The 23,836-nt window shown below is 68.1% G+C and carries 19 protein-coding genes and 1 pseudogene; 7 read left to right on the top strand and 13 right to left on the bottom strand.

The features are described from left to right. Nucleotides 1-3: 3 nt before the first annotated feature. From ACF0H8_RS11695 to ACF0H8_RS11685, 3 genes are all read right to left on the bottom strand, one after another. Complete coding sequence (locus ACF0H8_RS11695) at nucleotides 4-1,341, bottom strand: hypothetical protein (protein WP_395289081.1); 1,338 nt, start codon at nucleotides 1,339-1,341, stop codon at nucleotides 4-6. Then, entirely contained in the window at nucleotides 1,341-1,616 is a 276-nt protein-coding gene (locus ACF0H8_RS11690) for a hypothetical protein (RefSeq protein WP_395289080.1), read from the bottom strand. Before ACF0H8_RS11690 ends, ACF0H8_RS11695 begins: the two co-directional genes overlap by 1 nt. A gap of 646 nt (nucleotides 1,617-2,262) precedes the next feature. Next, nucleotides 2,263-5,238, bottom strand: a complete 2,976-nt coding sequence (locus ACF0H8_RS11685; RefSeq protein ID WP_395289079.1) for a TrlF family AAA-like ATPase — start codon at nucleotides 5,236-5,238, stop codon at nucleotides 2,263-2,265. A 411-nt stretch (nucleotides 5,239-5,649) separates the two neighbouring features. Between ACF0H8_RS11685 and ACF0H8_RS11680 the strand changes: the two genes are divergently transcribed. Then, nucleotides 5,650-5,871, top strand: a complete 222-nt coding sequence (locus ACF0H8_RS11680) for a hypothetical protein (protein WP_395289078.1) — start codon at nucleotides 5,650-5,652, stop codon at nucleotides 5,869-5,871. 395 nt (nucleotides 5,872-6,266) lie between these two features. Here the strand turns inward: ACF0H8_RS11680 and ACF0H8_RS11675 are convergent, their stop codons facing one another. The 10 genes and pseudogenes from ACF0H8_RS11675 to ACF0H8_RS11630 form a co-directional block, all read right to left on the bottom strand. Further along, a complete protein-coding gene (locus ACF0H8_RS11675; protein ID WP_395289077.1) occupies nucleotides 6,267-7,505 on the bottom strand; it encodes a flavin-dependent oxidoreductase in 1,239 nt (412 codons plus the stop codon). Nucleotides 7,506-7,727: 222 nt separating this feature from the next. Next, entirely contained in the window at nucleotides 7,728-8,750 is a 1,023-nt protein-coding gene (locus ACF0H8_RS11670; RefSeq protein WP_395289076.1) for a PDR/VanB family oxidoreductase, read from the bottom strand. 176 nt (nucleotides 8,751-8,926) lie between these two features. Beyond that, nucleotides 8,927-9,424, bottom strand: a complete 498-nt coding sequence (locus tag ACF0H8_RS11665) for a hypothetical protein (protein ID WP_395289075.1) — start codon at nucleotides 9,422-9,424, stop codon at nucleotides 8,927-8,929. Further along, a complete protein-coding gene (locus ACF0H8_RS11660) occupies nucleotides 9,417-10,586 on the bottom strand; it encodes a zinc-binding dehydrogenase (RefSeq protein WP_395289074.1) in 1,170 nt (389 codons plus the stop codon). Before ACF0H8_RS11660 ends, ACF0H8_RS11665 begins: the two co-directional genes overlap by 8 nt. After that, on the bottom strand, nucleotides 10,583-11,437 hold the full coding sequence (locus ACF0H8_RS11655) for an ABC transporter ATP-binding protein (RefSeq protein WP_395289073.1): 855 nt from the start codon (nucleotides 11,435-11,437) through the stop codon (nucleotides 10,583-10,585). Before ACF0H8_RS11655 ends, ACF0H8_RS11660 begins: the two co-directional genes overlap by 4 nt. A 25-nt stretch (nucleotides 11,438-11,462) precedes the next feature. After that, nucleotides 11,463-12,302 (bottom strand): ABC transporter permease, encoded by an 840-nt coding sequence (locus ACF0H8_RS11650; RefSeq protein ID WP_395289072.1) that lies wholly within the window; start codon nucleotides 12,300-12,302, stop codon nucleotides 11,463-11,465. Between the two features lie 26 nt (nucleotides 12,303-12,328). Then, nucleotides 12,329-12,643 (bottom strand): hypothetical protein, encoded by a 315-nt coding sequence (locus ACF0H8_RS11645; RefSeq protein WP_395289071.1) that lies wholly within the window; start codon nucleotides 12,641-12,643, stop codon nucleotides 12,329-12,331. Between the two features lie 14 nt (nucleotides 12,644-12,657). Next, nucleotides 12,658-13,410, bottom strand: a pseudogene (locus ACF0H8_RS11640) (ABC transporter substrate-binding protein); the annotation flags it as partial. 42 nt (nucleotides 13,411-13,452) lie between these two features. Beyond that, a complete protein-coding gene (locus tag ACF0H8_RS11635) occupies nucleotides 13,453-14,742 on the bottom strand; it encodes a Rieske 2Fe-2S domain-containing protein (RefSeq protein WP_395289070.1) in 1,290 nt (429 codons plus the stop codon). Between the two features lie 68 nt (nucleotides 14,743-14,810). Continuing rightward, nucleotides 14,811-15,962, bottom strand: coding sequence for an MFS transporter (locus ACF0H8_RS11630; protein ID WP_395289069.1), 1,152 nt, complete (start codon nucleotides 15,960-15,962; stop codon nucleotides 14,811-14,813). Nucleotides 15,963-16,263: 301 nt separating this feature from the next. Between ACF0H8_RS11630 and ACF0H8_RS11625 the strand changes: the two genes are divergently transcribed. The 6 genes from ACF0H8_RS11625 to ACF0H8_RS11600 all read left to right on the top strand — a co-directional run bounded on the left by ACF0H8_RS11625 (nucleotide 16,264) and on the right by ACF0H8_RS11600 (nucleotide 23,807). After that, on the top strand, nucleotides 16,264-17,037 hold the full coding sequence (locus ACF0H8_RS11625; RefSeq protein WP_395289068.1) for an IclR family transcriptional regulator: 774 nt from the start codon (nucleotides 16,264-16,266) through the stop codon (nucleotides 17,035-17,037). A 1,380-nt stretch (nucleotides 17,038-18,417) separates the two neighbouring features. Then, nucleotides 18,418-19,011, top strand: coding sequence for a TetR/AcrR family transcriptional regulator (locus ACF0H8_RS11620; protein ID WP_395289067.1), 594 nt, complete (start codon nucleotides 18,418-18,420; stop codon nucleotides 19,009-19,011). A 428-nt stretch (nucleotides 19,012-19,439) separates the two neighbouring features. Beyond that, the gene (locus tag ACF0H8_RS11615) at nucleotides 19,440-20,144 is read left to right on the top strand and encodes a GntR family transcriptional regulator (RefSeq protein ID WP_395289066.1); all 705 of its coding nucleotides are present in this window, start codon (nucleotides 19,440-19,442) and stop codon (nucleotides 20,142-20,144) included. Between the two features lie 164 nt (nucleotides 20,145-20,308). Beyond that, nucleotides 20,309-21,661: an MFS transporter gene (locus ACF0H8_RS11610; RefSeq protein WP_395289065.1), complete on the top strand. Its 1,353-nt coding sequence runs from the start codon at nucleotides 20,309-20,311 to the stop codon at nucleotides 21,659-21,661. Then, nucleotides 21,658-22,803: a maleylacetate reductase gene (locus ACF0H8_RS11605; RefSeq protein WP_395289064.1), complete on the top strand. Its 1,146-nt coding sequence runs from the start codon at nucleotides 21,658-21,660 to the stop codon at nucleotides 22,801-22,803. Before ACF0H8_RS11610 ends, ACF0H8_RS11605 begins: the two co-directional genes overlap by 4 nt. After that, nucleotides 22,800-23,807: a dioxygenase gene (locus tag ACF0H8_RS11600; protein ID WP_395289063.1), complete on the top strand. Its 1,008-nt coding sequence runs from the start codon at nucleotides 22,800-22,802 to the stop codon at nucleotides 23,805-23,807. The genes ACF0H8_RS11605 and ACF0H8_RS11600 overlap by 4 nt, the downstream gene beginning before the upstream one ends. The last annotated feature ends 29 nt before the right edge of the window (nucleotides 23,808-23,836 follow it).

Genomic DNA, 23,836 nt, shown 5'->3' with positions numbered 1-23,836 from the left:
GTTTTACGCCGCGGTTTTGAGGCGTGCGCGGTCGGCGTAGCCCGCGACGTGGTTGTCGATGGTGCGCAGGGCGTGGCGGAGTTCGGCTGGTGCAGGCGGCGCGTTCGCGGCGATGAGCGGGCGTAGGAGTCGGTCGTGGACCTTGGTATAGAAGATCGCGACGCGCTGGCCGTCCGGGTTCAGGACGTAGGTGTTGGTGTGCGGGATGCGTTCGATCAGGCCGTTGAGGCGCAGTCGGGCGAGGTCGTAGCTCATCTGGTCGACGGTGTAGGCCACGCCGAGCAGATGGTTCACCTGGGCGCGCAGGCTTCGGTTGGTGAATCTCAGGGCGTTCAGACCGACACACAGGGCGCCGAGCAGGGCCATGACCCGAGGATCGCCGAACCGTAGCGCGGGCGACCTCCTGCCATCCTCGGTGAGGGTGGACTGCGCGACCCGCTCAAAGGCTGGGCCCGCAAGGACACAACCCTGCCCGACACGTTCAGTATCGAGCAGGCGGGCGTTGACGTCACGGGCCTTGGTGGCAAGTTCGTCGAGGTGTTCCAGGCGGCGGTGGCAGCGCAGGTCGTCCGGTGAGTTCACGACCGTCTCGATGCGCAGCGCGCGCCCGTCCTTGAGGTACTGCTTGATCCGGGAGTGCTTGTAGAAGGCGTTGACCGTCACGTCCGTGTCCCGGGTGACGACCTTCGTCTTGTAGACCGGGGCGACCTTGGGGTGGCGCCCGCGGGTCTCGTGCTTGCCGGTGAAGATCAGCTCGACGCTGTCCGGGCGACCGATGTCGAGGTTGTCCCCGACGAGAGCCTCGAACAACGCTCGGGCGCGGCGGGGAGCGTCGAAGACGATCGTGCGGGAGACCTCGATCTGGCGCATCGAGAGTTCCCACCAGTACCCCGCCGCCCGGTCGGCGTCGTCCAGCGGCAGCGGCAGGCGGGACATCCACCGTTCGAAGAAGACGTTGATGGTGCCGGGGCCGAGCCGGTCACAGACGGCCTGTAGCGCGGCCGGGTCCTCGCAGCTGGCGAACCCGTTGGACAGGGCGGTGAAGCCGATCCCTGCCGCGGTGGCCTGGCGCTTGGCCCACTCGTGCCCGTTGAGCCAGACCTTGATCGGATAGGGGAAGTACGCGCAGACCTTGAAGAACGCCGGTCCGAAGTCGGCGTCCCAGAGGTAGAAGTAGAAGCACGTCACGCGCCGATCGGCCTTGTAGAACCCGAAGGAGGGGACGCCGCTGGGACTTTGCCGCTCGCTCGAGGAGAAGACGTTCTGGTACTCCTGGGCGAACCCGACCGCGACCACCGCGGACTGTCCGGTCCTGGTCTGAGCGTCGAGATAGCGGCGCATCACGTCGACCTTGCGGTCGTCCCTGCGAACTTCACGATCGGGATGTCCAGCTCCTCGGCGAACGCACGGACCGAGCGACGGAACTTCGTGCCGATCTTCTCCATGATGGCCGGCGAGGGAATCGGGAACCCCAGATGCCTCGTCATGAAGGTCACCACCTGCCCGGCGACCTGCAGGTTGGGCACGTACCCGTTGAGATAGATCGGGTCCAGCCACTCCACCTCCAGCGTCACGTGATCGTCGAGCAGGTCGTTGACCGTCACCTCAGCAGGCATGCCACCAGCGTGAACCGCACCCGCCCCGCCAGGCCAGCCACCCGCTCGGCGGTCAGAGGCGAAGCCTCACTGGGAGACTGCTGAACAATGCGTGTCCTTGCTCGGGTGGATCGGGGAAGCACTCAGAATCGCAGATGTCCACCGGTCAAAGCGGTAGACGCGCACGTTCGGCGGCGTCGGCCCCGACTTGGCGTAGCGTGTCGACGACGACCCGGTCGCGACCGTCGTCGTCGGTGATCACGTGCAGGGCGACCTCGTCGGCCAGATGTGTCGCGACGACGGCCAGCGCCTCCGCGGCGCTATTCCCGGCGAGTTCGAGCCCGATGGTCTCCGCAGTGATCGCTGATGGACGTGCTCATTCGAGCCAGTGCCGCTTGCCAGGGCGTCGCAGAAGCGGTCGCAAAACTGAAGCACGACACGGCCAGTTACACGGGTTGTGGACGGAGCGGCCCGCAGTCAACTTCTTGCCCGTCTCGGGAACGATCGGATGTGAGCACGCCCGCGCCAATCGTGGGGCGTCTACAAAGCGGGGGTGCGCGGCCCGTCGTGAAGCTGGATTCCACCTTCCGCGTAGACGATCGGAGACGCTAAGGCGAGACGGTGTTGTCTTGCGGCTGTACCCACCCGTCTGATCAAGCGCGAGCCATCATCCCAGGTGTATCCGCAAACGCCGCGCACGCTCCTCGAACGCATGCTGCCCGCCCTCAAGGATCTCGCAGACCTGCTGTCGAATGACCAGGTTTTCAAGTCCGCCGCTGGTGTACGTCATCACAGGTAGGCGACCTGGTCGATGAGCGCCGGCATTCGCGACGATGACTTGATCGGCGTCCGTGTTGACGACCAGATTCGCGTTGTGGGTCACGATGATGATCTGTCGACGACGTCTGGTGTCGACGAACCGCCCAACCAACTCATCGAAGATCGACTTCGGGTCCAGGTTCTCCTCGGGCTGGTCGATGATGAGCGGCCGGTCGTCCGACCGATCGACAGTCAGGTAGAGGAGCAGCAGGACAATGCCGCGCGTACCAGGCGAGAGCTGCTCAATATCGACACCGTCGTACTGGACGCCGTACTGCACCGAGATGTGCTCGGTGCTGTTTAGCCAGGTAGAGACGTCGGCGGCCCACTTGCGGAACGCCTGAGGGTCGGAAGCCGGAACCTTGGCTTGCTCGACGATGTGCTGATCGTGCTCTTCACGGAAGGCCGACATCGCCTCGGCAACCTCAGCGCTCGCGCCACTCTCCCAAGCAGGCAAGAGCTTTTCGCACACGTGGTTGAGCAACTCGCCGTGGCCGCGAAATACGCCCGTGCGCAGGTCAAGTAGGGCCTCGCCCCGCTTGGCCCAAGTCTCGACGTCAACCACGCGCCTGACGCTGAAGGTCAGCTTGCCGAGCGTCCCTTGCTCCGCACCGAGCATGCCTTTGAGCGGCGAGTACATGGCCTCAAGCTGCTCCTGCTCCGACGAGAAGCCATCGAAGAGGGACGCGTAGGCCTGCTTCCGCTTGAGCATCAGGGCCTTGATGCGGCCGGCAGCACCTTCGGCCTCCTTGACGCTTCGGTCGACCGATACGAGCGCCGCTTCTGTCTTCGCGATTTTGTCGTTGAGGGTCTGCAACTGCCTCTGGCGGTTGGCGTCGAGCCCGATCAGTTCGCCGAGTCGCCACGCTTCAGCGCGAAGCGCCCCAAGGGGCGCCTGTGATAGATCAGCGCCATCAGCCACGAACGGCGGCAGCTCATGCCCAGGCTGGCTCGGCTTGGGGATCGGTGGACCAACTAGGTCAGCGATCGCCTTGCGCACTCCCGCCAGGCGCTCATCGACGACCTTGCTAGGGTCGCCGATGAACCCCAGGTTGAAGTTCTGCCATTCAGCAACCGACAGGCCGGAACCCGCGTAGTCGCGCTCCAACTCGGCTCGGATAGCTGGCAGTCGTCGAGACGAGATGTCGTTGACTGCCTCCGCGAGGTCGGCGAGCGACTTCTCACGCCGCTTCAGGACGTCGACCCCGGCCTGTTTGGCAACGAGCGCACCGTTCAGCGCTTCAAGCCGCTTGGCGCGCTCCTTCCCGCCGACAACAACCACTCTACCCCGCGCCCTCTTGTCCTCGGCGAGAATCCCCGTAAGCCTGGACTTCTCCTTGTTCAGTCCCGGAAGTTCTCCCCGCGCGCCCCTCTCAGCCTCAATCTGCTCTGCCAGGCTGTCCATCTCGCTCTGCGCAAAACGTCGAAGGTCTCGCCCGTGGCTCGCCCGCAGATCAAGAAGCTCCCGGAAGCTCGAAGCACCCAGCCGTTCCTCATAGGGATGCGTTTCGAAAATGACCCGTTCTATCTCGGCGAGCAACTCGTCGGTGATCCCCTCGGACGAGCAGAGGCGTTCGACGAACTGCTGCGAGAGGTACTGGACGCGCGGCGAGTCTTCATCGTCGAAGAAGCTCGGTGGGAGATCGGTTCCGGTCGTAACCCCGTCGCCCCATGCGATACCGGCGTTGGTTCCGGCCACGTGTTGGCGGGCTCGTTGGAGGAACGTCTGGTCAGAGGCGTCGGTACTGGCTGCTCCAGCACCGGCCGCGATCAGATCGGCGAGCGCTGTCTTACCCGAGCCACGGGCGCCGATGATGGCGACCAGCCCCGGCGCCAGCGGGATCTCTGGTGTGGCTACCCAGTCAGCGCCAGTCACAGTCACACTGTCGATCACCCGATAGTCCAACGCACCCTTGAGCGGCTGCTCGGCGACGATCACGCGCTCCCTCGGCTCGAGGCAAGCCTGGCGGAGGGCCTCGAAGGTGGCATCGCCCTTGATCCAGGTGTAGCGGTTCTCCGCGGGCTTGCCAACGTCAGCGAGCTTGTGCGCGTCGCTGCCGTGAAGGCATGCCTTGGGACCGTCGTACTTCTTGGTCAGGTCCTCGATGCTAAGTGCGCCCTCACCGACCCAGAAGGTGCGCTGCGCTGGCGAACTCGCGAAGATCACTCGTGCGAGTCGCTCAATCTCCACGCGGACAGCTTCGAGCGAGCCGCCTGGATCGCGGACGCCGGACGTGCCATCCGTACTCCCAGCAGCCACGCCGATGATGATGTTGCGCCGCGCCCAGACGCTTTCCTCTAGCGAGTGCTTGAGGTTCTCGAGGGTCACCTTAAAGAGGTTTGTGCCTGCCGTCAGCGCCGCCGTTTCGTCCGTGATCGAGGGGTTGTGCGCCTTGCCCAGCCGGATCAGGTCCGCTCGATCGCATACATACGACTCACGTCCTGAGGAGAACTTCAGGGTCCGCAGAAAGCGCCGGGTTTCCTCGACGTGATTGGGATCGTCAGGCGAGACCAACAGGTGGATATTGACCGGATGGTCGCGCGCCGTCGCAGTCGGAAGTCGTAGTTCGATGTTCGGGAAGATCAGGCCAACGTCGGGGAGCCGACCCCTCATCTGGTAGTCGCGAACCTTCTCGTACTCGTCAATGCCGCAGTAGTCCGTAGTGCCGAGCGCTTCGATCCTCGGCTCGGACTGCTCGATCCGCGTGAGGTAGTCGTCCCAGGCATCCTGGCCGAACTGGTTGTTCATCGCCGTGCCGGGCGTGTGGATGTGAGGATCCCAGCGCCGCCACACTGATCCGCGTGGATCCGCCCGCGACTTCATTTCTGGGCATCCCCCTTATTGGTCGAGCGGCGGGTCGCCGGCTCCAGCTGTTCCGAAGCCGCGATAAATCGACAATCAAGCACCCCTCGGCTGCTGCGCCCACGCCATGAGAAGCGCAATCCCTAGGTCTTGTTGATGCTACCTGTGACCGCCAACCATCTGGGACACCGCTGCACCGCCGCACGCCCGGTCGGAGGTGGGACGATGAGACTGCGAGGGCAACTCCGACAACCGGCTGAGGCTACCGGCATCGCCGGGAACGGCGTCGCGATCTCACGCAACTTGTCGAGGAGTTTCTCGGCGCGCGGTCGAGAGCGATTGCAGGGTGTTCAGACCGATGCCAAATCGTCGGAGTTGTTCGGCGTTTGTCACCTTGAGACTTAGCCAGGGAATGGCCAGACCTCATACGTCATGAAGAATGAGCCCTGCTCCGTCATGCTGGAAGATCAGCTTTCCACCGGCCTCGTCGACTGCGAAACGCACACTCGACGCACCCAGATCTTCGGCATTCTGGATGAGTCCGGCGAGACCCTGAAGGCGGTCGTCACTCAGATGTGCGGCGTTGTCTTCCCGCCGCTGGGCGCGGAGCGGATGAAAGCCGGAAGCCGGTCCAAGTGGGAAGCAAGTTCTTGAACGCCTGCCGCCGCGGCCGCCGCATCCGTCGGGACGAAACTGACCGCGCGCCGCACCGACGGATCGTGATGGACCACCGCATGCGAGGCCGCCGGCGCCTCCTCGCGGCTGAACGCGCGCCGCTCAAGCTCGATTGTCGTCTGCACCTGCACCTCGATGTCGATGGCTGGCGTATCGGCGTATCAGTCTTGGCTGACCCGACGTGCACGCCCACGGGCTCTGGGCACCCACATTGCCTGGAATAGTGCGACCTAAGGGTTACATGGTTAACCCGACTCCGAATTCCGGACGATGTTCGAGTGAGCCGGCCTGGAGTCGCTCGGGCTCGCGAACGCTCGGTTGTGTAGTCATCCTCATGCATGGCTTCTTGACTTTCCCTGTACGTCGCCCGAACCTCAGGCGCCATCTCGCAGCGCCTCGTGGGAGTAGCCAGCAACTGCCTTGTAATTCGCCGAGATGGCATCGAGTTCCTTGGAGCTGATGACATCCTCGGCGTTCGCGAACGGTCGGTCACCCGTGCGCTGCCACACCTCTCGCAGGATGGCGTCGGGCGGGTTGCGGCGGTTGGCGAGGACGACTTGCGCCGTCGCCGGCAGCCTTCGGGACTCGTATGCCTGCAGTGCCTGGACTACGTCACCGCCGCGCGCAAGTTCCTCGCGCAGCGCGCGAGCGTCGAGAATCGCCTGACCCGCGCCGTTCGAGCCGCGGGGGACCATCGGATGCGCAGCGTCGCCGAGGAGTGTGACTCGGCCGAAGCTCCAGCGGTCTAGCGGGTCCTGGTCGACCATCGGGTACTCAAGCACAGCGTCTGTCGCCTTGATGAGTGCGGGGACGTCAAGCCAGTCGAAGTGCCAGTCCTCGAACCGGTCGATGAAATCGGCTAAGTCACCTTCGCGAGTCCAGTCCCGGCGAAGGCGGCGGGGCGTCTCAACCTCGGCTACCCAGTTGATGAGCTGGTTGCCCTCATGGTCCGCCTTCCGAATTGGATAGATCACCATCTTGCCTGTCGTGAGCCAGCCGGCGCGGACCATGGTGGCGCCAGTGAGGAATGACTCCGACGTGGTGGCGCCGCGCCACATGTTGACGCCTGAGTAGACCCCGTCGCCCTCGTCCGGGTGGAACTGCTTGCGCACGACGGAGTGGATCCCATCGCAGGCGATGACAACGTCCGCCCGTTGGCTGGGGAGCGGGGTGTCGTCCGCGGTGGAGCGGAAAGAAGCGCGTGCGCCGTTCTCATCCTGATCGACGCCGGTGCAGATGTGGTCCATCACAACCGCGTCAGAGCCAAGGCGGTCACGAACGGCGCCGAGGAGGACCTGCTGCATGTCGCCGCGGTGGAGGGAGAGCTGTGGATAGTCGTAGCCGGCGTGACGTCCGGCCGGCTCAAGGTAGATCAACTGCCCGAAGCGGTTGTAGTACGCCGCCTGCCGTGTCACGACGCCGACGGCGGCGAGTGCGTCCACTACCCCATGCCTCGCCAGTACGCGGCTGGCGTGCGGGAGGATGTTGATTCCTACCCCGAGCGGCTTAATGTGCGGGGCTGCCTCGTAGACCCGCGCCCGGATGCCGGCATCGTGCAGTTCGAGAGCTAGCGTGAGCCCGCCTATGCCCGCGCCGATGATGATTACGTTCATGAGTTCTCCGTTCCACCGCTTCGAGCACTCGGCTTACGCCTTCGTGTCCGGCTGTTAACTGGGTGAGATCTTCGAGTGGGGTGCACCGTGGGACATCCCACGCATTCTGTTTTGTTCTTTTGCGGGAATTCCGAGGTAGGCTTGCGCGGCCGTCGTGTGCTCGATTCCGGTCGAAAAGGCCGGGGGGATGACAGCGGCCGGAACGCTCGCGTCGCGCGCAATTCAGAGGTCCAGCACCAGCCGGTCCGACTTGGCTCTGCCGACGCAGATCATCATGCAGCGGTTCTTGGCGCGGTCCTTGGCCGTGAGGATCGTGTCGTGGTGCTCCGGCTCGCCCTCGATCACCTTGGTCTCGCAGGTGCCGCAGTAGCCCTCCTCGCAGTCGGTGAGGACGTCGGGGGCGATGTCTCTGATGGCGTCGAGCACGGTGCAGCCGGGGCCGACGATCGCCGTCGCGCCGGAGCGCGCGAGCACGACCTCGAATGTTCCTCCCGCCTCGGCGATCTCGGCGTGCACATTGGCCGCCGCCTCGCCGGCCGTGAATCGCTCGACGTGGAGCGCCTCCTCGGGCAGGCACTCACCGCACCGGCGCTCCACCTCCTCGATGACGCCGCCGGGGCCGCAGCAGTAGACGTGAGTGTCGGGCGGGAGATCAGCGAGCAGCGAGGCGAGGTCCGCGCGACCGGTCTCGTCCTTCGGGTAAAGCACCACCTCACCGCCGGCGATCCCGGTCAGCTCGGCCAGTTGGGCGAGGAACGGCATCGTCCCCCGCGATCGTCCGGCGTACACGAGCCGCCACGACGCGCCCTCCCGAGCGGCCTCCCGAACCATCGGCAGCAGCGGCGTGATGCCGATGCCGCCGGCAATGAATAGGTAGCTGTGGGCCGGGACGAACTCGAAGTGGTTCCGCGGGCCGCGGATCTTGAGCGTGCGGCCTGGGATGGCGTACTCGTGCAGCTCCACCGATCCGCCACGGCCGTCGTCCTCGCGCAGAACGGCCACGGTGTAGCTGGTCCGGTCGGCCGGGTCGCCGCACAGCGAGAATTGGCGAACCTTGCCGGAGGGGAGGACGACGTCCAGGTGCGAGCCGGGCTCCCACCCGGGCAGCTCGGCCCCGTCGAGGGCGGCGAACCGGACGGAGAGCACCTTCTCCGCCTCGAGCGTCACCTGCTCGATGACGAGGTCTCGCAACGCGAACGGGTCCTCGAGCGTCGTCGTCTCCTCCACCACGTCGTGGATGGTCATGGTTACCTCCGGGGTGAATCTGGGCGCGAGCAAGCCAGCTCGCGGATGTGGGGCCCGCCGCCGAGGGGTGGCGCCGCGGCGGTGAGGGATTGGGCCGGTGACCGGCCGGGCGCATAGCGGGGCACGACCGTCGCCGGCGGAGATCAGGCAGGAATCAGATGGGACTCAGTTGCGAATCAGGCGTGAAGCGCCTCGGTGCGGGCACCGCCGCGCAGGACGTCGAGGAACGGCGCGGCCAACGTCAGCCCGCGCACCAGCACGACCATGTCGACGGCCTCGCGCATCGCGACCATGGCCTCGGGGCCCTCCGGGGTGTCCCAGTTGTCGGTGCCGATGGCGAGGGCGGCGATGAGTGTGCCGTGCTTGGCGGCGGCGGCGGCGGCCAGTTCGCAGGTCTGCGCGGAGACCTCGGCGATGTCGGTGGCCAGGAGCACTACCATGTCGGCCCGCTCGACGGCGGTCTCGACGGTCACGCCGGCGGCCGGCTCGCCCCAGCCGCTTATGGCGAGCGGCGCCAGGTGGTGGAAGAAGCCCATCGCGTCCGGCTCGGGGACGAGGGTCATGATGCCGTCGACGCCGGAGGCGGCGATCTCGGCGAGCGTTCCGGCGGCGTGGGCGCCGAGCGGCATGACCAGCACCTTCGCCTCGTAGGACTTCCGGTAGAGCTTAACCATTGGCCTCTCCTGTGCTCTGGGCCGCCCAGGGGCGGACGTCGACGTGGGGCGTGACTGGGCCCCGGCTGCTGCCGAGGCGCGCGAGCATCTCCCCCACCCCCTCGAGCGGAACGTTTTCGGTCGGGATTTCGGCGAAACCTGCCGACGGGTCGGCCAGCATCTCGATGCTCCGGGTGACGCTCTCGGGGTCGCGCCCGCGCACCCCGGACACCGTGGTCATCCCGCGGAGGAGGGCCTCGGTGTCGATCGCCGCGCGGGCGGGCTTTTTCGCGCCCGCGACGACGAGTCGGCCGCCCTGGCGCAGCAGCTCGAACGCGGCCGTGAGGCTCTCGGGGCCGCCGCCGACGGTGTCGAGCACGACGTCCGCCATCGCGCCGTCGGTGAGGTCGAAGACCTCCCCGGCGAGGTTGGCCGATGAGGTGTTGAACGCCGTCGCCCCTAGCCGCTCGGCGAGAGCCAGCCTGGCCTCGTGTCGCGGCAGCCCGCCTATGAGAACCGATCCGGCGCCCAGCTGTCGGGCCACCACCGCGGCGGCCAGCCCGTGATAACCCGGCCCGAGGATGACGACCCGCTCCCCCGGTGTGAGCCGGCCGACCCGGCTGACCCAGTCGATAGCGTTCGCGACCGGCTGGGTCCACGAGGCCAGCCCCATCGGCAGATCCGATGGGAGCCGGTGCACGACGGCGTTGGCGGGCAGGAAGAGGTACTCGGCGTTGCCGCCCCACAGGTGCGGCTCCTCGGAAGCCGGCACGAGCCCGATGCGCCGCCCGCCGGTGTATAGATCCGTCTTTGGGCACAGCCGGTACCGCCCGGTCCGACAGGTCTCGCACTCCCAGCAGGGCAGGTACTCCTCGACGGCGACTGCGTCGCCGACCTGGAGCCCCCACCTCTTCGCCGCCGCCGGCCCGATGTCGGCGATCTGGCCGACGGCGTGGTGGCCGAGCACCGTAGGCGCTGTCAGCTTGCCGCCGGCCAGGCCGACATCGGTGCCGCAGATTCCGCTGGCCTCGACACGCAGCCAGGCGCCGTCGTCGCCGCAGTCGACCAGCGGGAAGCTGACGACCTCGGTCGAGCCGTCGGGGTGCGTGACGCTCGCCCGCGCGGACGCTGGCAGGTCCAGCGCAGCGGAGGCGTCGGACAGCGTTGTCGTCTCCTGAGTCACTTGCGCCGCCCCGTGGACGGTGCCGTCTTCTGGCTGCGCGTGACCTCGTCGCGCAGCTGCTCCCAGATGGAGTAGACGATCTCGCCGTACTCCGGCCGATGCCGCAGCTCAAGGACGTCGCGCGGCCGTTCGAACGGCACGTCGATGAATGCCTTGGCGCTGCCTGGGTGCGCCGTCATCACCATGATCCGGTCGCCGAGGGTTACCGCCTCGTCGACACTGTGGGTGATGAAGACGACCGTCTTGCGGGTTTCGTCCCAGATCCGCAGCAGCTCACCCTGGAGCAGGGTCTTGTTCTGCTCGTCCAGGGCCGAGAACGGCTCGTCCATGAGAAGAATGTCTGGGTCGTTGGCGAACGCGCGGGCGATGGAGACGCGCTGGCGCATGCCTCCGGAGAGCTGGTGCGGGTAGGCGTCCTTGAACTTCGTCAGGCCGGTGCGGTCGAGGTAGTGCCCCACCGTCTCGGCGATCTCTGACTTGGAGACCCCACGCATGGTCAGGCCGTACGCGGCGTTGTCCCACACGGTCATCCACGGGAAGATCGAGTCGCCCTGGAAGATCATCGAGTTGTGTGGCCGGCCCTCGGAGGAGCGGCTAATGATCACCTCGCCGGCGGTGGGCTCCTCAAGCTCGGCGAGGATTCGCAAGAGCGTGGTCTTCCCGCAGCCGGACGGGCCGACGATCATGAAGAACTGCCCGGTCGGGATGTCGATGTTCAACTCGGTCAGGGCGGTCGTCGTGCCCTTGCGCGTCGTGAACTCCTTGGTCACCGCGTGGATGCCGATCTTGACGTCGTGGGCGGGGTCGAGAGTGGCGAGGTCGCCGCCGGGAGCGGCGCTGGTTCGGGTCACGTTCGTGCCTTCCGTTCGCGTGGTCTCAGCGGGTGGTCTGCCACGGCGTGACGAGACGGCCGAGGTAGGAGATGAGCAGGGAGACGGCGTACCCAATGAGGGCGATGACGACGAGGCCGACGTACATCGTCTCCACGGAGTACAGCTGCCAGGCGTTCCAGATCATGAAGCCGAGACCGGACTGGGCACCGACCATCTCGGCGATGGCGATGAGGATGAGCCCCAGGCCGGCACCGAGCTCGATGCCCGTGACGATGTTCGGCATGGCGCCCGGGATGGCAACGGTGCGGAAGGTCTGCCAGCGGCTGGCGCCAAAGTTTTTCGAGACGTCGTAGTAGATCGGCGCCACCTGGGCCACGCCGGTGAGGGCGTTGAGCGCCACCGGGTAGAAGACGCCGATCGCCACCATGGCGACCTTCGAGGTCTCCCCCAGCCCGAAGATCAGCAGAATCAGCGGCAGGAGCGCCGACTTCGGGATCGGGTAGGTGCCAGAGATCAGCGGCTTGACCGCCGCGCGCACCGGCCGAAACAGGCCCATGGCGACGCCGATGAACAGGCCGGGAATCACGCCGACGACGAACCCCAGCGCAAGGCGCCGCAGGCTGACGGCCATGTGGGACCACAGCTCCCCGGTCGTTGCGAGCGTCACGAGCTGGGCGAAAATGTCGGTCGGCGCCGGGAAGAAGCGGGTGTCGATGACGGCTGCTCGCGCCAGGACTTCCCAGACGGCGAGCAGGGCAAGCGGGGTCGCGACGGCGAGCAGCCGATCCCGCAGGCCCAGCGGCATCCGCCGCCGCTGGGCGCTGCTGGTGATCCGGATGGGCTCGCTGGTGACCGCGGGTCGGGTCGGGGTGCTGATGGCCACGGTGTCTCCTCGGTCGGTGCGGGCGGTCAGCCGGTGAACTCGCCGAGCTCCGCCACGGCGGCCTCGGTAAAGGAACTGTCGACGATGTCCTCAACCGTGACGGTGGACTCCAGGAGCCCCTGCTCGTCGAAGAAGTCGTAGTCCTTCTGCAGGCTTTCGACGTTGACGGCGCCGTTCGGGTCGACGTAGTTGGGGTGATCTTGCGGAAGAGTTCCTCGTCGAGGCCGGTCGCCTCGGTGATGATGCGCACGACCTCGTCGGCGTTCTCGCCGGCGAGCTTGCCGTCCTCGTAGGCGCTGACGTAGTCGCGGGCGCCGCGAAGGTAGGCGTTCATGAAGCACTGCGCCGCCTCGGCGTTCTCGGTGGCGAAGGACTCCTCGTAGAGAAGGACGGCGAGCTGCTGGCTGTCGTAGAAGTCCGGCGGCGTGGCCAGGAAGACGGCGGACCCGTTCTCCATTGCGTTGGTCGCGGCCGGGTCGGTGGTCAGGGACGCCTCGATCGAGCCGCCGGCGTACGCGGCGCGGTGCTCGCCGAAGCCGAGGAACTGGTGCTCGACGTCGTCGTAGGCCAGGCCCGCGCTGTCGAGGATGGTGGCGAGCGTGGACGACGTGGCGGTGCCCTCGGCCGGCTCGGCGACGATGCGGCCCTTTAGGTCCTCGATCGAGGTGATCTCGCCGGACTCGTACAAATCGGCTCGCACGAGCAGCGGCATGTAGCCGTAGTTCTCCGGCATGGAACCCTTGTCGGCCACGATCCGCAGGTTCACGTCGCGGCCCACCGCGTTGTAGAACCCGGCGGATGGGGCGCCGGCGCCGACGTCGAGGTCACCGGCGCCCATCGGCGCGATCATGCGCGCAGCGGAGTCGAAGGGCAGGACCTCCACACTCAGGCCCTCCTCCTCGAAGTACCCGGCGTCCTGAGCGATGTAGAGCGGGGCGTCGGAGGCGGAGTTGGTGATGCCGACGCGCACCGTCTGGCCTTCGCAGCCGCCGCCGTCTGTGCCAGCCGCCGCAGGCTCGACTTCGGCGCTGCCGCAGGCTGCGAGCACCGCGCCCGCACTCAGGGCCGCCAGGGAGGCGGCCAGTCTCTTGATGGTCAGTTCGCTCATCGTTGAGTCGTCCTTCTTCTTCGGAGGGTGGGGCGGGGCGGTTCAGATGGAGACGAAGATCTGGCCGGGGACCATCTTCAGAGCCTCGGCGGCGCCGGTGTCGAAGGGCACCTCCTTGGGCAGGAGCAGCGACGTGGATCGGACCCGCTGATGCTCGTGATCGTGCCCAGGCAGCTCGTCGTTTCCCTCCTCGATCTCCTCGAGGGCGGCAAGCAGGCGGCGACGGGCGAGGATGATCGCGGCGTCGGAGGTCCCCAACCGCTCACGGGTGCGGTCGACGATCGGGCCCATCGACTCCTGGAGGGAGAAGTCCTGGGCGGCGATGCCCTCGACGCCGGAGAAGGACTTGCGCTCCTTCTGCGCCTCGCGGTCGATGAGGTAGTCGTTGTCCTTGTTCGCCAGCGTCCGATACGTACCCGGGATGTACTTGGCGTGGATACCGTCGCCGTTGCGCATGGCGGCGAGCTCGTCCTCGCGCAGGTCGCGGGTGGGGTGGTAGTTGATGCTCCACGCCCAGCACGTCTCGTCGTCGATGGGCACCCAGGCGTGGCCGCCCATGGGGTTGTGGGTGCCGAACGGCGGGATGATCGTGTACCAGGGCATGATCCACTGGGTGATCCGCCAGTAGTAGTTGTCCTCGTCGGCAGTCCGGCGCGCGCCGATGACCAGGCCGCCGTCGGACTCAGCCACCTCGAACTTGGGTCGGGTGTCTGCCTTGAGGTACTCGTTGCCCGCGGTCCCGCTGTGCATGGGGTCGTCGTCGAGGTTGAACCGGTGCGCGAAGGAGACGTGGCTGGAGTCGATGCCGCCCTCCATGGCCTGGAGGTAGTTGGACTCCTGGATGCGCTTGGAGACGAACCGCTGGCTGTCGGCCAGCAGCGCCCACTCGAGCTCAGGCAGCTGCGGCTGCTTGTCGGCAGGGCCCATATAGGTCCAGATCACCCCGCCCCGCTCGACGCACGGGTAGGCGCGCTGCTTGATGCGCTGCTTGAGCTTGCTGCCCTCCGGCTCCGAGGGCATGTCGACGCAGTTGCCGTCGACGTCGTACTTCCAGCCGTGGTAGGCGCAACGAAGGCCGCACTCCTCGTTGCGTCCGAAGAACAGGGATGCGGTGCGGTGGCTGCAGAATTCGTCGAGCAGTCCGATGCGGCCCTGGGTGTCCTTGAAGGCAATGAGCTGCTCGCCCAGGAGCTTGACCCGCACCGGCGGGCAGTCCGGCTCCGGCAGTTCCTCGGCGAGGAGCGCGGGGATCCAGTAGCGGCGGAACAACTCGCCCATAGGCGTGCCTGGGTCGGTGCGGCTGATGAGTTCGTTCTGCTCGCGCGTCAGCATGGGGCGCCTTTCTCTGTGTGGGTGTCGTGCTGGAGATGAGGTTCGGCGTAATGGGGCGGCGGGATAGGTCAGGAGGGAGCGTCGACCGGTGGTGACCAGTCGCGGCGCAGCAGCGCCAGTAGCCCGGTGAGGACATAGAGGGCGACGGCGGCCAGCCAACCGATGCGATAGTCACCGGTGGCGTCCACGATGCCGCCGAAGGACACCGGCCCGACGGCGAAGCCGAGGTATAGACCGATGGCCATGGCACCGGAGGCCCGGCCGACCAGCGCGGGCGGCACCGTCCGCAGGACGGTAACCATTAGGACAACGTTCGCCGCTAGGCCGGTCGCCCCGAAGAGCGCGGCACCGGCCCAGACCAGCCCGCTGCCGACGGCGTCGGCCAGCGTGATGGCCACGACGCCGAGGCCGGCGCCACCGGCAAGGACGGCCAGCGCCGCGCGCGGGGACCGGAGGCGGCCGACCGCCCGACCCCAACCGATGCGGGCCAGAAGGCCGACCCCGCCGACGACGGCCGCGAGCAGACCGGCCGTTGCCATCGACAGGCCCAGGGCCTCATACCCGTACAGGGGCAGGTAGAAGTTCGTGGCCTGCAGGGCACAGCCGCTTAGCAGGGCGTAGGCGGCGAGCCACCAAACGACGGCGGGCATCGTGGCCCGGCCGCCGCCGCGCTCGGTGCGCGGCGCGTCGGTAGCTCTGCGGCGGGGGATATACCGGGCGGACAGCGCCAGCCCGGCTAGGGCGAGAACGGACGCCGCGCTGAGTGAGCCACGCCAGCCGGCGACGACGGCAAGGAGCGGCAGCGCCAGCCCGGCGAGCGCCTGCGCCATCTGAACCCCGGACTGCTTGACGCCCATGAGCGTGCCGCGCTCGGCCGGTCCCGTGTACTCGGCAACGAGCCGGTTGGTCACGGGGTTGGACAGCGCCTGCACGGTGCCTGAAACCACGACGGCCACGAGCATCCAGGCGTAGTTCTGCGCGGTTGCGGCAATCCACAGGGCGACAGCCGACCCGCCGTAGAGCAGGTACATCGTCACCCGCTCGCTGATCCGGTCGACGAGCCCGCCTACGAGGCCGGAACTCAGTGCCGCAGCAAGAAACGCCGTCGTCGCGAAGCTGCCGAACTGTGTGCGGCTCAGGCTGAGTTCGCTGATCACCAGCGGGCTCATCGCGGTCAGGCCGTAGACGAGCAACGGGCCGATGCCCATGGAGATGGCCATGGTGGCGGCGAAACCGGGGCGGACCCCGTGCGTCCGCTCTGGTCCGGCCTCACTAACGGACCCCGCGGGGCGCGTAGCGGGCACCGACGGCACAGGACTCGCGCCCCGCTGCGTCTGCCTCGACCGTGTCACTCGATCACTCCGTTCGCGACCCCACACCGATGTGCGAGCCATGGCACTGCAGTCTCGATACGCCCGAGTGAGCCGTGCAACAATCGGTGCGCGGATTCCGGAATACGCAACCGAAATCAGGAGGAAGGTCCCTGGCTTGACACCTCGCCAGCGACGTTGAGGAGTGGATATGACATCGACGAAACGGCCTCGGTCGGGCGGCGGCCTAGAGTCCGTGCACAAGGCGATGGCGATCCTGCACCTAATCCACGAGCGCGGGTCGGTCCGAGGTTTTGAGGCAGCCGAGCACTTCGGCGTGGCTCGATCGACGGCACACCGGCTTCTCACCGCAATGCGTCAGCAGGGCTTCGTGGAGAAGTCGCCTACTGGCCACGAGTACGTCCTCGGCCCCGCGATTCGCAGCATCGCTGCCGGCTCGATGACCCGCACTAACATCCGGTCCCAGGTCCAGAGGCACCTCGACGAGCTCGCCACTACCACTGGGGAGACCACCACCTTTATGGTGCTCGAGGGCAACGGCGTGCGCTTCGCAGCCGGGAGTGAGAGCCCGAGCCTCGTGCGTGTCGTGAACCGGGTGGGGATCCTGCTTCCCGCTCACGCGACGTCGGGCGGCAAGGCTCTGCTCGCGGAATTGAGCGATGAGCAGCTCCGGGCGCTCTACCCGCGCGGGTTCGCCACCATCACGGCCCGGACGCTGAACTCCATCGACAGCCTGATCGACGAGATGCATGCAATTCGCGCGCGTGGCTACGCCGTCAATGCGGGCGAGAGCGAGAACGGCGTGGCCGCTATCGCGGTCGTGGTACGCGGCGGAGGCCGGCGGAAGGCGATCGGCGCACTGTCCATCGCGGCGCCGGCCGAGCGCATGCCGGAAGGCCGGGTCCCGGGTGTGGTGGCGCGGCTCAAGCACGGCGCCGGCTCGTTGTCGGAGTCGCTCCGGTAACGGTCAGATCTAGCGGCCGCCAAGCAGGTTCCACGTCGCGCCGAGCGCCGCGACCGTGGTGTCAGCCGCCCGGATAAACCGGGCGACAGGCGCGGTACACCCGTCGCCGAGAAGACGCCAGGAGTTGCGGCGGCGACGGCGATCCACACCGCCAGCTCGAGCTGCGGTCAGGCGTCCGAGTTCGCCACCCACCAGCTGCGTTCCGATGATGACGACGGTGCGCCGTCGCGATGCCGCTGAGAACGCACGTCTCCGTCCCTAGGTGAGAAGGCGCCCGGCGCTGAGACAGCTTCCGACGCCGGAAGCACGCCGCCGGGGCGCAGATGGGCAGGGCGCCCCGCAGGCCCGACCTGGAGGCGCGGCGGGTGGAGACGTGCTCCTCCTTGAAGATCCGGCCCAGCTCGCCGAGGTGCGGGCGTCGAGCTTGGAGCTGGGACCCTGGTCATCGGTGGACACGCGGGCAGAGCCGACGAGACTGTGGCGCATGGTTTCACCGCAGCAGTACTCAGAAGCGAAAGTCGACGGAAGTTTTGAGACGTCGTTTGGACGTCAGCGAGCCGCGTTATTGGACCGTCACGGGAAAGCGACGATTCTGATATGCATGACCCCTTGACCTGGAACAAGGGCGCCGTCGGGGATCTCGTGGCGGCACTCCCCCGCCGGCGCCACCCGCCGGTAGCGCTGATGGCACCGAAATCGGCACGATTCCGCGGGTTTTCGACGTCGTCGGCTCCGGCGATAGCTGCTTCGGCGTCGTCGGGCGCTCCCGCCACAGCCGCCCGGACACGAGCACTGATGCGCGGATGAAGGTCACTTTTGGTGTCAAGAAACGCAGCGACGCTCGACCGAATCCCTCGATCGATGCCCTGACCTGCGGCAATACGTCGGGCTGGCGGGATTTGAACCCACGACCCCTTGACCCCCAGAAGACGGCAACCCGTTCACCCCCGTTCCCGACCGTCGCGATTCGGCTTGATGTCGCTGATGCCGACGGTGCTCGACGTTCGTGAACATTCACAGACGCCAACATGTTGGTGTCAAAGTTGGTGTCAAGATTCCGCTTCTCCACCGCCGCCTGCCAACCGCGGCACGTCGCACTCCCATGCCCCATGGGCGCCCTTCGAGATACGCCGCCACGCCGCACCAGGCTCCGGCAACCACCTCCGGACACAACCATTCCGCATCGGGCGTGAGCGCCCCGCCACAGATCCGTCCCTTACAGGTGCCGCTTCGCCGCGGCAGGTTGGGCGCTGCGCCACTGGGATCTTCGGAGTAGGGCGATGGACTCCTGACGAAGCCAGTCGAGAGCCGGTCGGCGGGGTCGTGTAAATTCGTACGGCACCGGGCGACATCCGCGGCTACGGAGGGAACTACCAAGTTATGGGTCCCAAGACGGCGACCCGCGCGGAGCAAAAGCAGCAGACGCGCGCCGCGCTGGTTGCTGCCGCGCGGAATCTATTCAACACGCAGGGCTACACCGCGACCGGCGCTGAGATGATCGCCAAGACCGCTGGCGTCTCACGAGCGACGTTCTATCTGCATTTCCGGTCCAAGGCTGAGGTCGTCCGCGAGATCATGCGCGAGATCGAACCCGAGGTCGTCGGCGCGTACGAGCGGCTCGACGCGATGGTCGACCCCACGCACGACGACGTCGCGGCATGGCTGGAGGAGCACGCCCAGCTCTGGCGGATGTACCGGCCGGAGTTCGCTGCCATGGAACAGGCGCTCGCGCATGAGGCGGCCGTTGCAGACGAGTGGTATGCGCTCCACCGGCACACGCAAGAACGAATGGTGCACATCAACGGCCGGCGAGCGTCAGACATGGAGCAGATGCGGACTCGGGCGCATTTCATGAGCCTCATGATGTCCGTGGACCGAAACTTTTACTTCCTGATCCTTCGCGGGCACGACGAAAACTACGCCGCGGTCATCGACGTTCTTGCCGACCAGTGGCTGGCTCTCCTCAAGCCTTGACCCCGACGGGGCTCCGCCCTCGGCGCGGCGTGACCGCGCTCCCCGATCTACGTCGCCATGGCCCGCCCTGTCGGCGTCTTCCATCGGAACGGCGCTGTACGCCGCGGTCGTCGGCCAGTACACCGATCCGGCCACCCGCGCGGTCGCCGCCGAGAGCTACGACGCCGGCTTCCTCGTCGCCGCCGGCGTGTCCGTCATCGTCATCTTGGCGGAATCGAGGCTCTCGCGCCGCCTCGGGGTGACCGACGCCACGGCCACCGAACCGGGTTCACGGACCCGAGCCTCTGCTCGTCGCGGCCCCTCGAGCCTGGACCGTGGGCCGCGACCGCGGCACGCCGCGTCGGTCCACGCGGACGCGGCCACGTGAACAGAGGCGAGCGTCGCAGCCGCCGCCGCTCAAGCCCTGGCCTGCCGGTACGCTGACGTCGATGCAGCCCACAACCGCCGCCGTGACCAGCGGCAGCCTCTCGCCGGTCGGACGCACCGCGGCACCTCTGCGCGAGCAGGTGATCGCGGCGCTTCGGCATGCCATCCTCAGCTTCGAGCTGCAGCCGGGGCAGCGCCTCGTCGAGCGCGAGCTCATCGAGCGCCTCCAGGTCTCCCGCACGACCGTCCGCGAGGCGCTGCGCGAGCTCGCCTCCGAGGGCCTGGTCACCGTCATCCCGCAGAAGGGCGCCACCGTCAGCGCGCCGTCCGCCGAGGACGCCAAGGACCTGTACGAGGTGCGCGCCTCTCTCGAGTCGCTCGTCGTCAGGCGCTTCGTCGAGCGGGCGAGCGACGAGCAGGCCCAACGGCTGCACGAGGCGGTCGAGCGCTTCGCCGCCATGACCGCCACCTCGGACGACATCCGCGCCACGCTCGAGGCCAAGGACGGGTTCTACGAGGTGCTGCTCGAGGGCGCGGCCAGCGAGGTCCTCGAGACGCTGCTCGAGCAGATCCAGGCCCGCGTCCGCGTGCTGCGCGCGACGTCGATGATGCGCCCCGGACGGATCGAGGAGTCGGTACGCGAGCTTCGCGGCATCGTCGCCGCCATTCGCAGGCGGGACGCGGACGAGGCGGCGCGGCTGTGCGCCGACCACATCTGGGGCGCCGCCCGCTCCGCCCTCACGCAGATGGAGGCCGTCGCGGGCTGAGACGGTCGTCCGTCTCACGAGAAGACGGTGCGGAGGTCCGACACCGCGGCGGAGTGACCTCACGCCTAGCGGGCCGGCGTGATGTCCTTGCGCGCCAGTTCCGGTTCTGTATGATTGTCCGACAATCTTACGAACTCCGGCGCACACAGTCGAGGAGGACTGTCATGACTAGCCGAGGAACCCGCACCACACCGAGCACGCCCACCGTCCGTCGCGTGGCGGCCGCGAGCCTGGCCGGCAACGCCATCGAGTACTACGACTTCTCCATCTACGGCCTCGCGGCTGCCCTGGTCTTCCCCCAGCTGTTCTTCCCCCAGAGCGACCCGTTCGTCGGCACGCTCGCCACCTTCGCCACGCTCGCCGTGGGCTACCTGTCCCGGCCGCTGGGCGCGGTCATCTTCGGGCACTTCGGTGACCGGATCGGCCGTAAGCCGATGCTCGTCGTCACGCTCGTGCTCATGGGCGCGGTGACGATGCTCATCGGCGTGCTCCCCACCTACGACCAGATCGGCGTGTGGGCTGCCGTCATCCTGGTGCTGCTCCGCCTGCTCCAGGGCATCGCGTTCGGCGGCGAGTGGGGCGGCGCGATCCTCATGGCGTTCGAGTACGCCCCGCCGGGCCAGCGCGGCTTCTTCGCCGCCGTCCCTCAGGTGGGCCCGGCCACCGGCTCGATCCTCGGCAACGCCGCGTTCCTTCTCGTCACCCTGCTCCCCCAGGACCAGCTCCTGGCCTGGGGCTGGCGCATCCCGTTCCTGCTCAGCGCCGTCCTCGTGGTCGTGGGCCTCGTGATCCGCCTGAAGATCGCCGAGTCGCCGGAGTTCTCGGCGGTGAAGAAGGAGGGCCGCGCTGTCAAGGTGCCCGCGCTGACCGTCCTGCGTGAGCACATGCGCGGCGTCCTGCTCGTCGCCGGCGGCTTCCTCGGCTTCGGCGCCTTCTCCATCACCGTCATGGCGTACCTGGTTAACTACGGCCCGAACACGCTCGGCATCAGCCCGACGACGATGCTCACCGCGACGCTGCTGTCCTTCTGCATCCAGATCCCGATGATCCTGCTCTCCGGCCACCTCTCGGACCGCATCGGCCGCAAGGCCATCAGCATCGTCGGCTCCCTCGCTGCCGTCGCCGCGATCTTCGGGATGTTCTGGGGCGTCGGCACGGCGAACAGCGCCGTCATCATCGCGAGCTACGCCGTCGGCTTCGGCATGCTCTACACGGTCGCCTACGGCGCGCAACCGGCGCTCTTCGCCGAGAGCTTCGTGCCCGAGATCCGGTTCACCGGCATGTCCCTCGGCTACCAGCTCGCGAACGTGCTCGGCTCGGGCTTCACCCCGATGATCGCCGCCGGGCTCATGCAGGCCACCGGCAACCCCTACACCATCCCGACCTTCGTCGGCGCCCTGCTGCTCGTCTCGATGGTGTGCCTCGTGCGCCTGACGGCGCTCGCCTGCGCCAACAACATGGCCGCCGGTACCGTCCCCTCCCCCGACCTCGCCCGCGCGGAGGTGCTCGCGCCGTGAGCCTGCGGTTCTCTCATCGGTCCCTGTCCCAGCAGGTCCTGTTCGGCTCCGGCCAGGCCGCCGAGCACCTCGCCGCCGAGGTCGCTCGCCTGGGCGCCCAGCGCGTCATGGTGATCGCCTCGCCGCGCGAGCGACGTCTGGCCGAGCGGGTCTGCGCACGGATCGACGTCACGGTGTGGCACGACGGCGTGGCCGAGCACGTCCCCGTCCACGTCGCCGAGCGGGGCCGGGCCGTCGCCGCCGAGCGCGCGGCCGACCTCCTGGTCAGCGTCGGGGGCGGGTCGACGACGGGGCTCGCGAAGGCCGTCGCCCTCACCACCGGCCTGCCCATCGTCGCCGTCCCGACGACGTACGCGGGCTCGGAGGCGACGAACGTCTGGGGCATGACGGAGGACGCCACCAAGACGACCGGCGTCGACGACCGGGTGCTGCCCGGCACGGTGATCTACGACGCCGAGCTCACCCTCTCCCTGCCCGTGCCGCTCTCGGTAGCCTCGGGCCTCAACGGCCTCGCGCACTGCGTCGACAGCATGTGGGCTCCGCGGGCCGACCCGATCAACCGGGCGCTGGCCGCCGAGGGCATCCGCGCCCTCGCCACCGGGTTGCCGCGGGTGATCACCGACCCGGCCGGGCTGCCGGGCCGCGAGCACGCCCTCTACGGCGCGTACCTCGCGGCCGTGGCGTTCGCCTCGGCCGGGTCAGGGCTGCACCACAAGATCTGCCACGTCCTCGGCGGCACGTTCGACCTGCCGCACGCCGAGACCCACGCGACGGTGCTGCCCTACGTGCTGGCCTACAACGCGCCCTTCGCACCCGGGGCGGCGGCGCGCATCGCCCAGGCCCTCGGCCGCCCGGCGGATCCGGACGAGCCACGGGCGGCGGCCGAGGCCGCCGTCGCCGGCCTCAGCGAGCTGCGCGCGCGTCTCGGCGCCCCGACCGCGCTGCGCGACTACGGCCTCGCCGCCGAGGACATCCCCGACGCGGTGGCGCGCGTCCTCCGGGCGGCACCGCCGTCGAACCCGCGGCCGGTGTCGGAGGAGAACCTAACCGCGCTGCTCACCGCCGCCTGGTCCGGCGCGACGCCGAGCGTCGACCCGGACATCCCGGCCGCACCCCTCGTCCCTGCAACGGAGGCACGATGAACCCCACCGCCCACACCGGCCCCGCGCCTCTCCCGCCGGCCGTCGCCCCCGGCGACCCGGCAGCCGTGACGATCGCGGTCTCGGCCGAGCAGGCCCGCCGCGAGGAGGCGCTCCTCGAGCAGGTGCTCGCCTCCTTCGACGGCGCTTCCTCGCCGCGGCTGAGGCAGCTCATGCAGTCGCTGACGCGCCACCTGCACGGCTTCATCCGCGAGGTCCGCCTCACCGAGGCGGAGTGGAACGCGGGGATCCGGTTCCTCACCGAGGCCGGACACATCACCACGGACACCCGTCAGGAGTTCGTCCTGCTCTCCGACGTTCTCGGGGCGTCCATGCAGACCATCGCCGTGAACAACGAGGCATACGGCGACGCCACGGAAGCCACCGTGTTCGGGCCGTTCTTCGTCGAGGACGCCCCGCGGATCGACAACGGCGGCGACATCGCCGGCGGGGCGCCCGGCCAGCCGTGCTGGGTCGAGGGCACCGTCCGCGACGCGGACGGCAACCCGCTGCCCGGCGCGCGCATCGAGGTGTGGGAGGCCGACGAGGACGGCTTCTACGACGTCCAGTACGACGACGGGCGCGTCGCCGGGCGGGCCCATCTGTTCGCCGACGAGCACGGCGCCTACCGATTCTGGGGTCTGACCCCCGCGCCGTACCCCATCCCGCACGACGGGCCGGTCGGCCGCATGCTGCAGGCCGTGGGCCGCTCGCCGATGCGCGCGTCCCACCTGCACTTCATGGTCTCCGCGCCCGGGCAGCACACGCTGGTCACCCACATCTTCGTCGAGGGCGACGAGCTGCTCACCAAGGACAGCGTCTTCGGCGTCAAGAACTCCCTCGTCAAGCGCTTCGAGACCCAGCCCGCCGGCACCCCGACCCCCGACGGCCGGGACCTCGGCGACGCCGACTGGGCCCGGGTCCGGTTCGACATCGTCCTGGCCCCCGAGCACCACACCGTCGACCCGCACGCCCATCTCATCGCCGTCGCCGAGCGCGACGCCTGACCCGACCCCCACCCGCTTCGCACCACCCC

Origin of the sequence: Georgenia sp. AZ-5, from assembly GCF_043952095.1 — a bacterium.
GTDB lineage: Bacteria > Actinomycetota > Actinomycetes > Actinomycetales > Actinomycetaceae > Georgenia.
The sequence above is the reverse complement of the archived record's forward strand: the minus strand, read 5'-3'. Positions and strand labels throughout refer to the sequence as shown.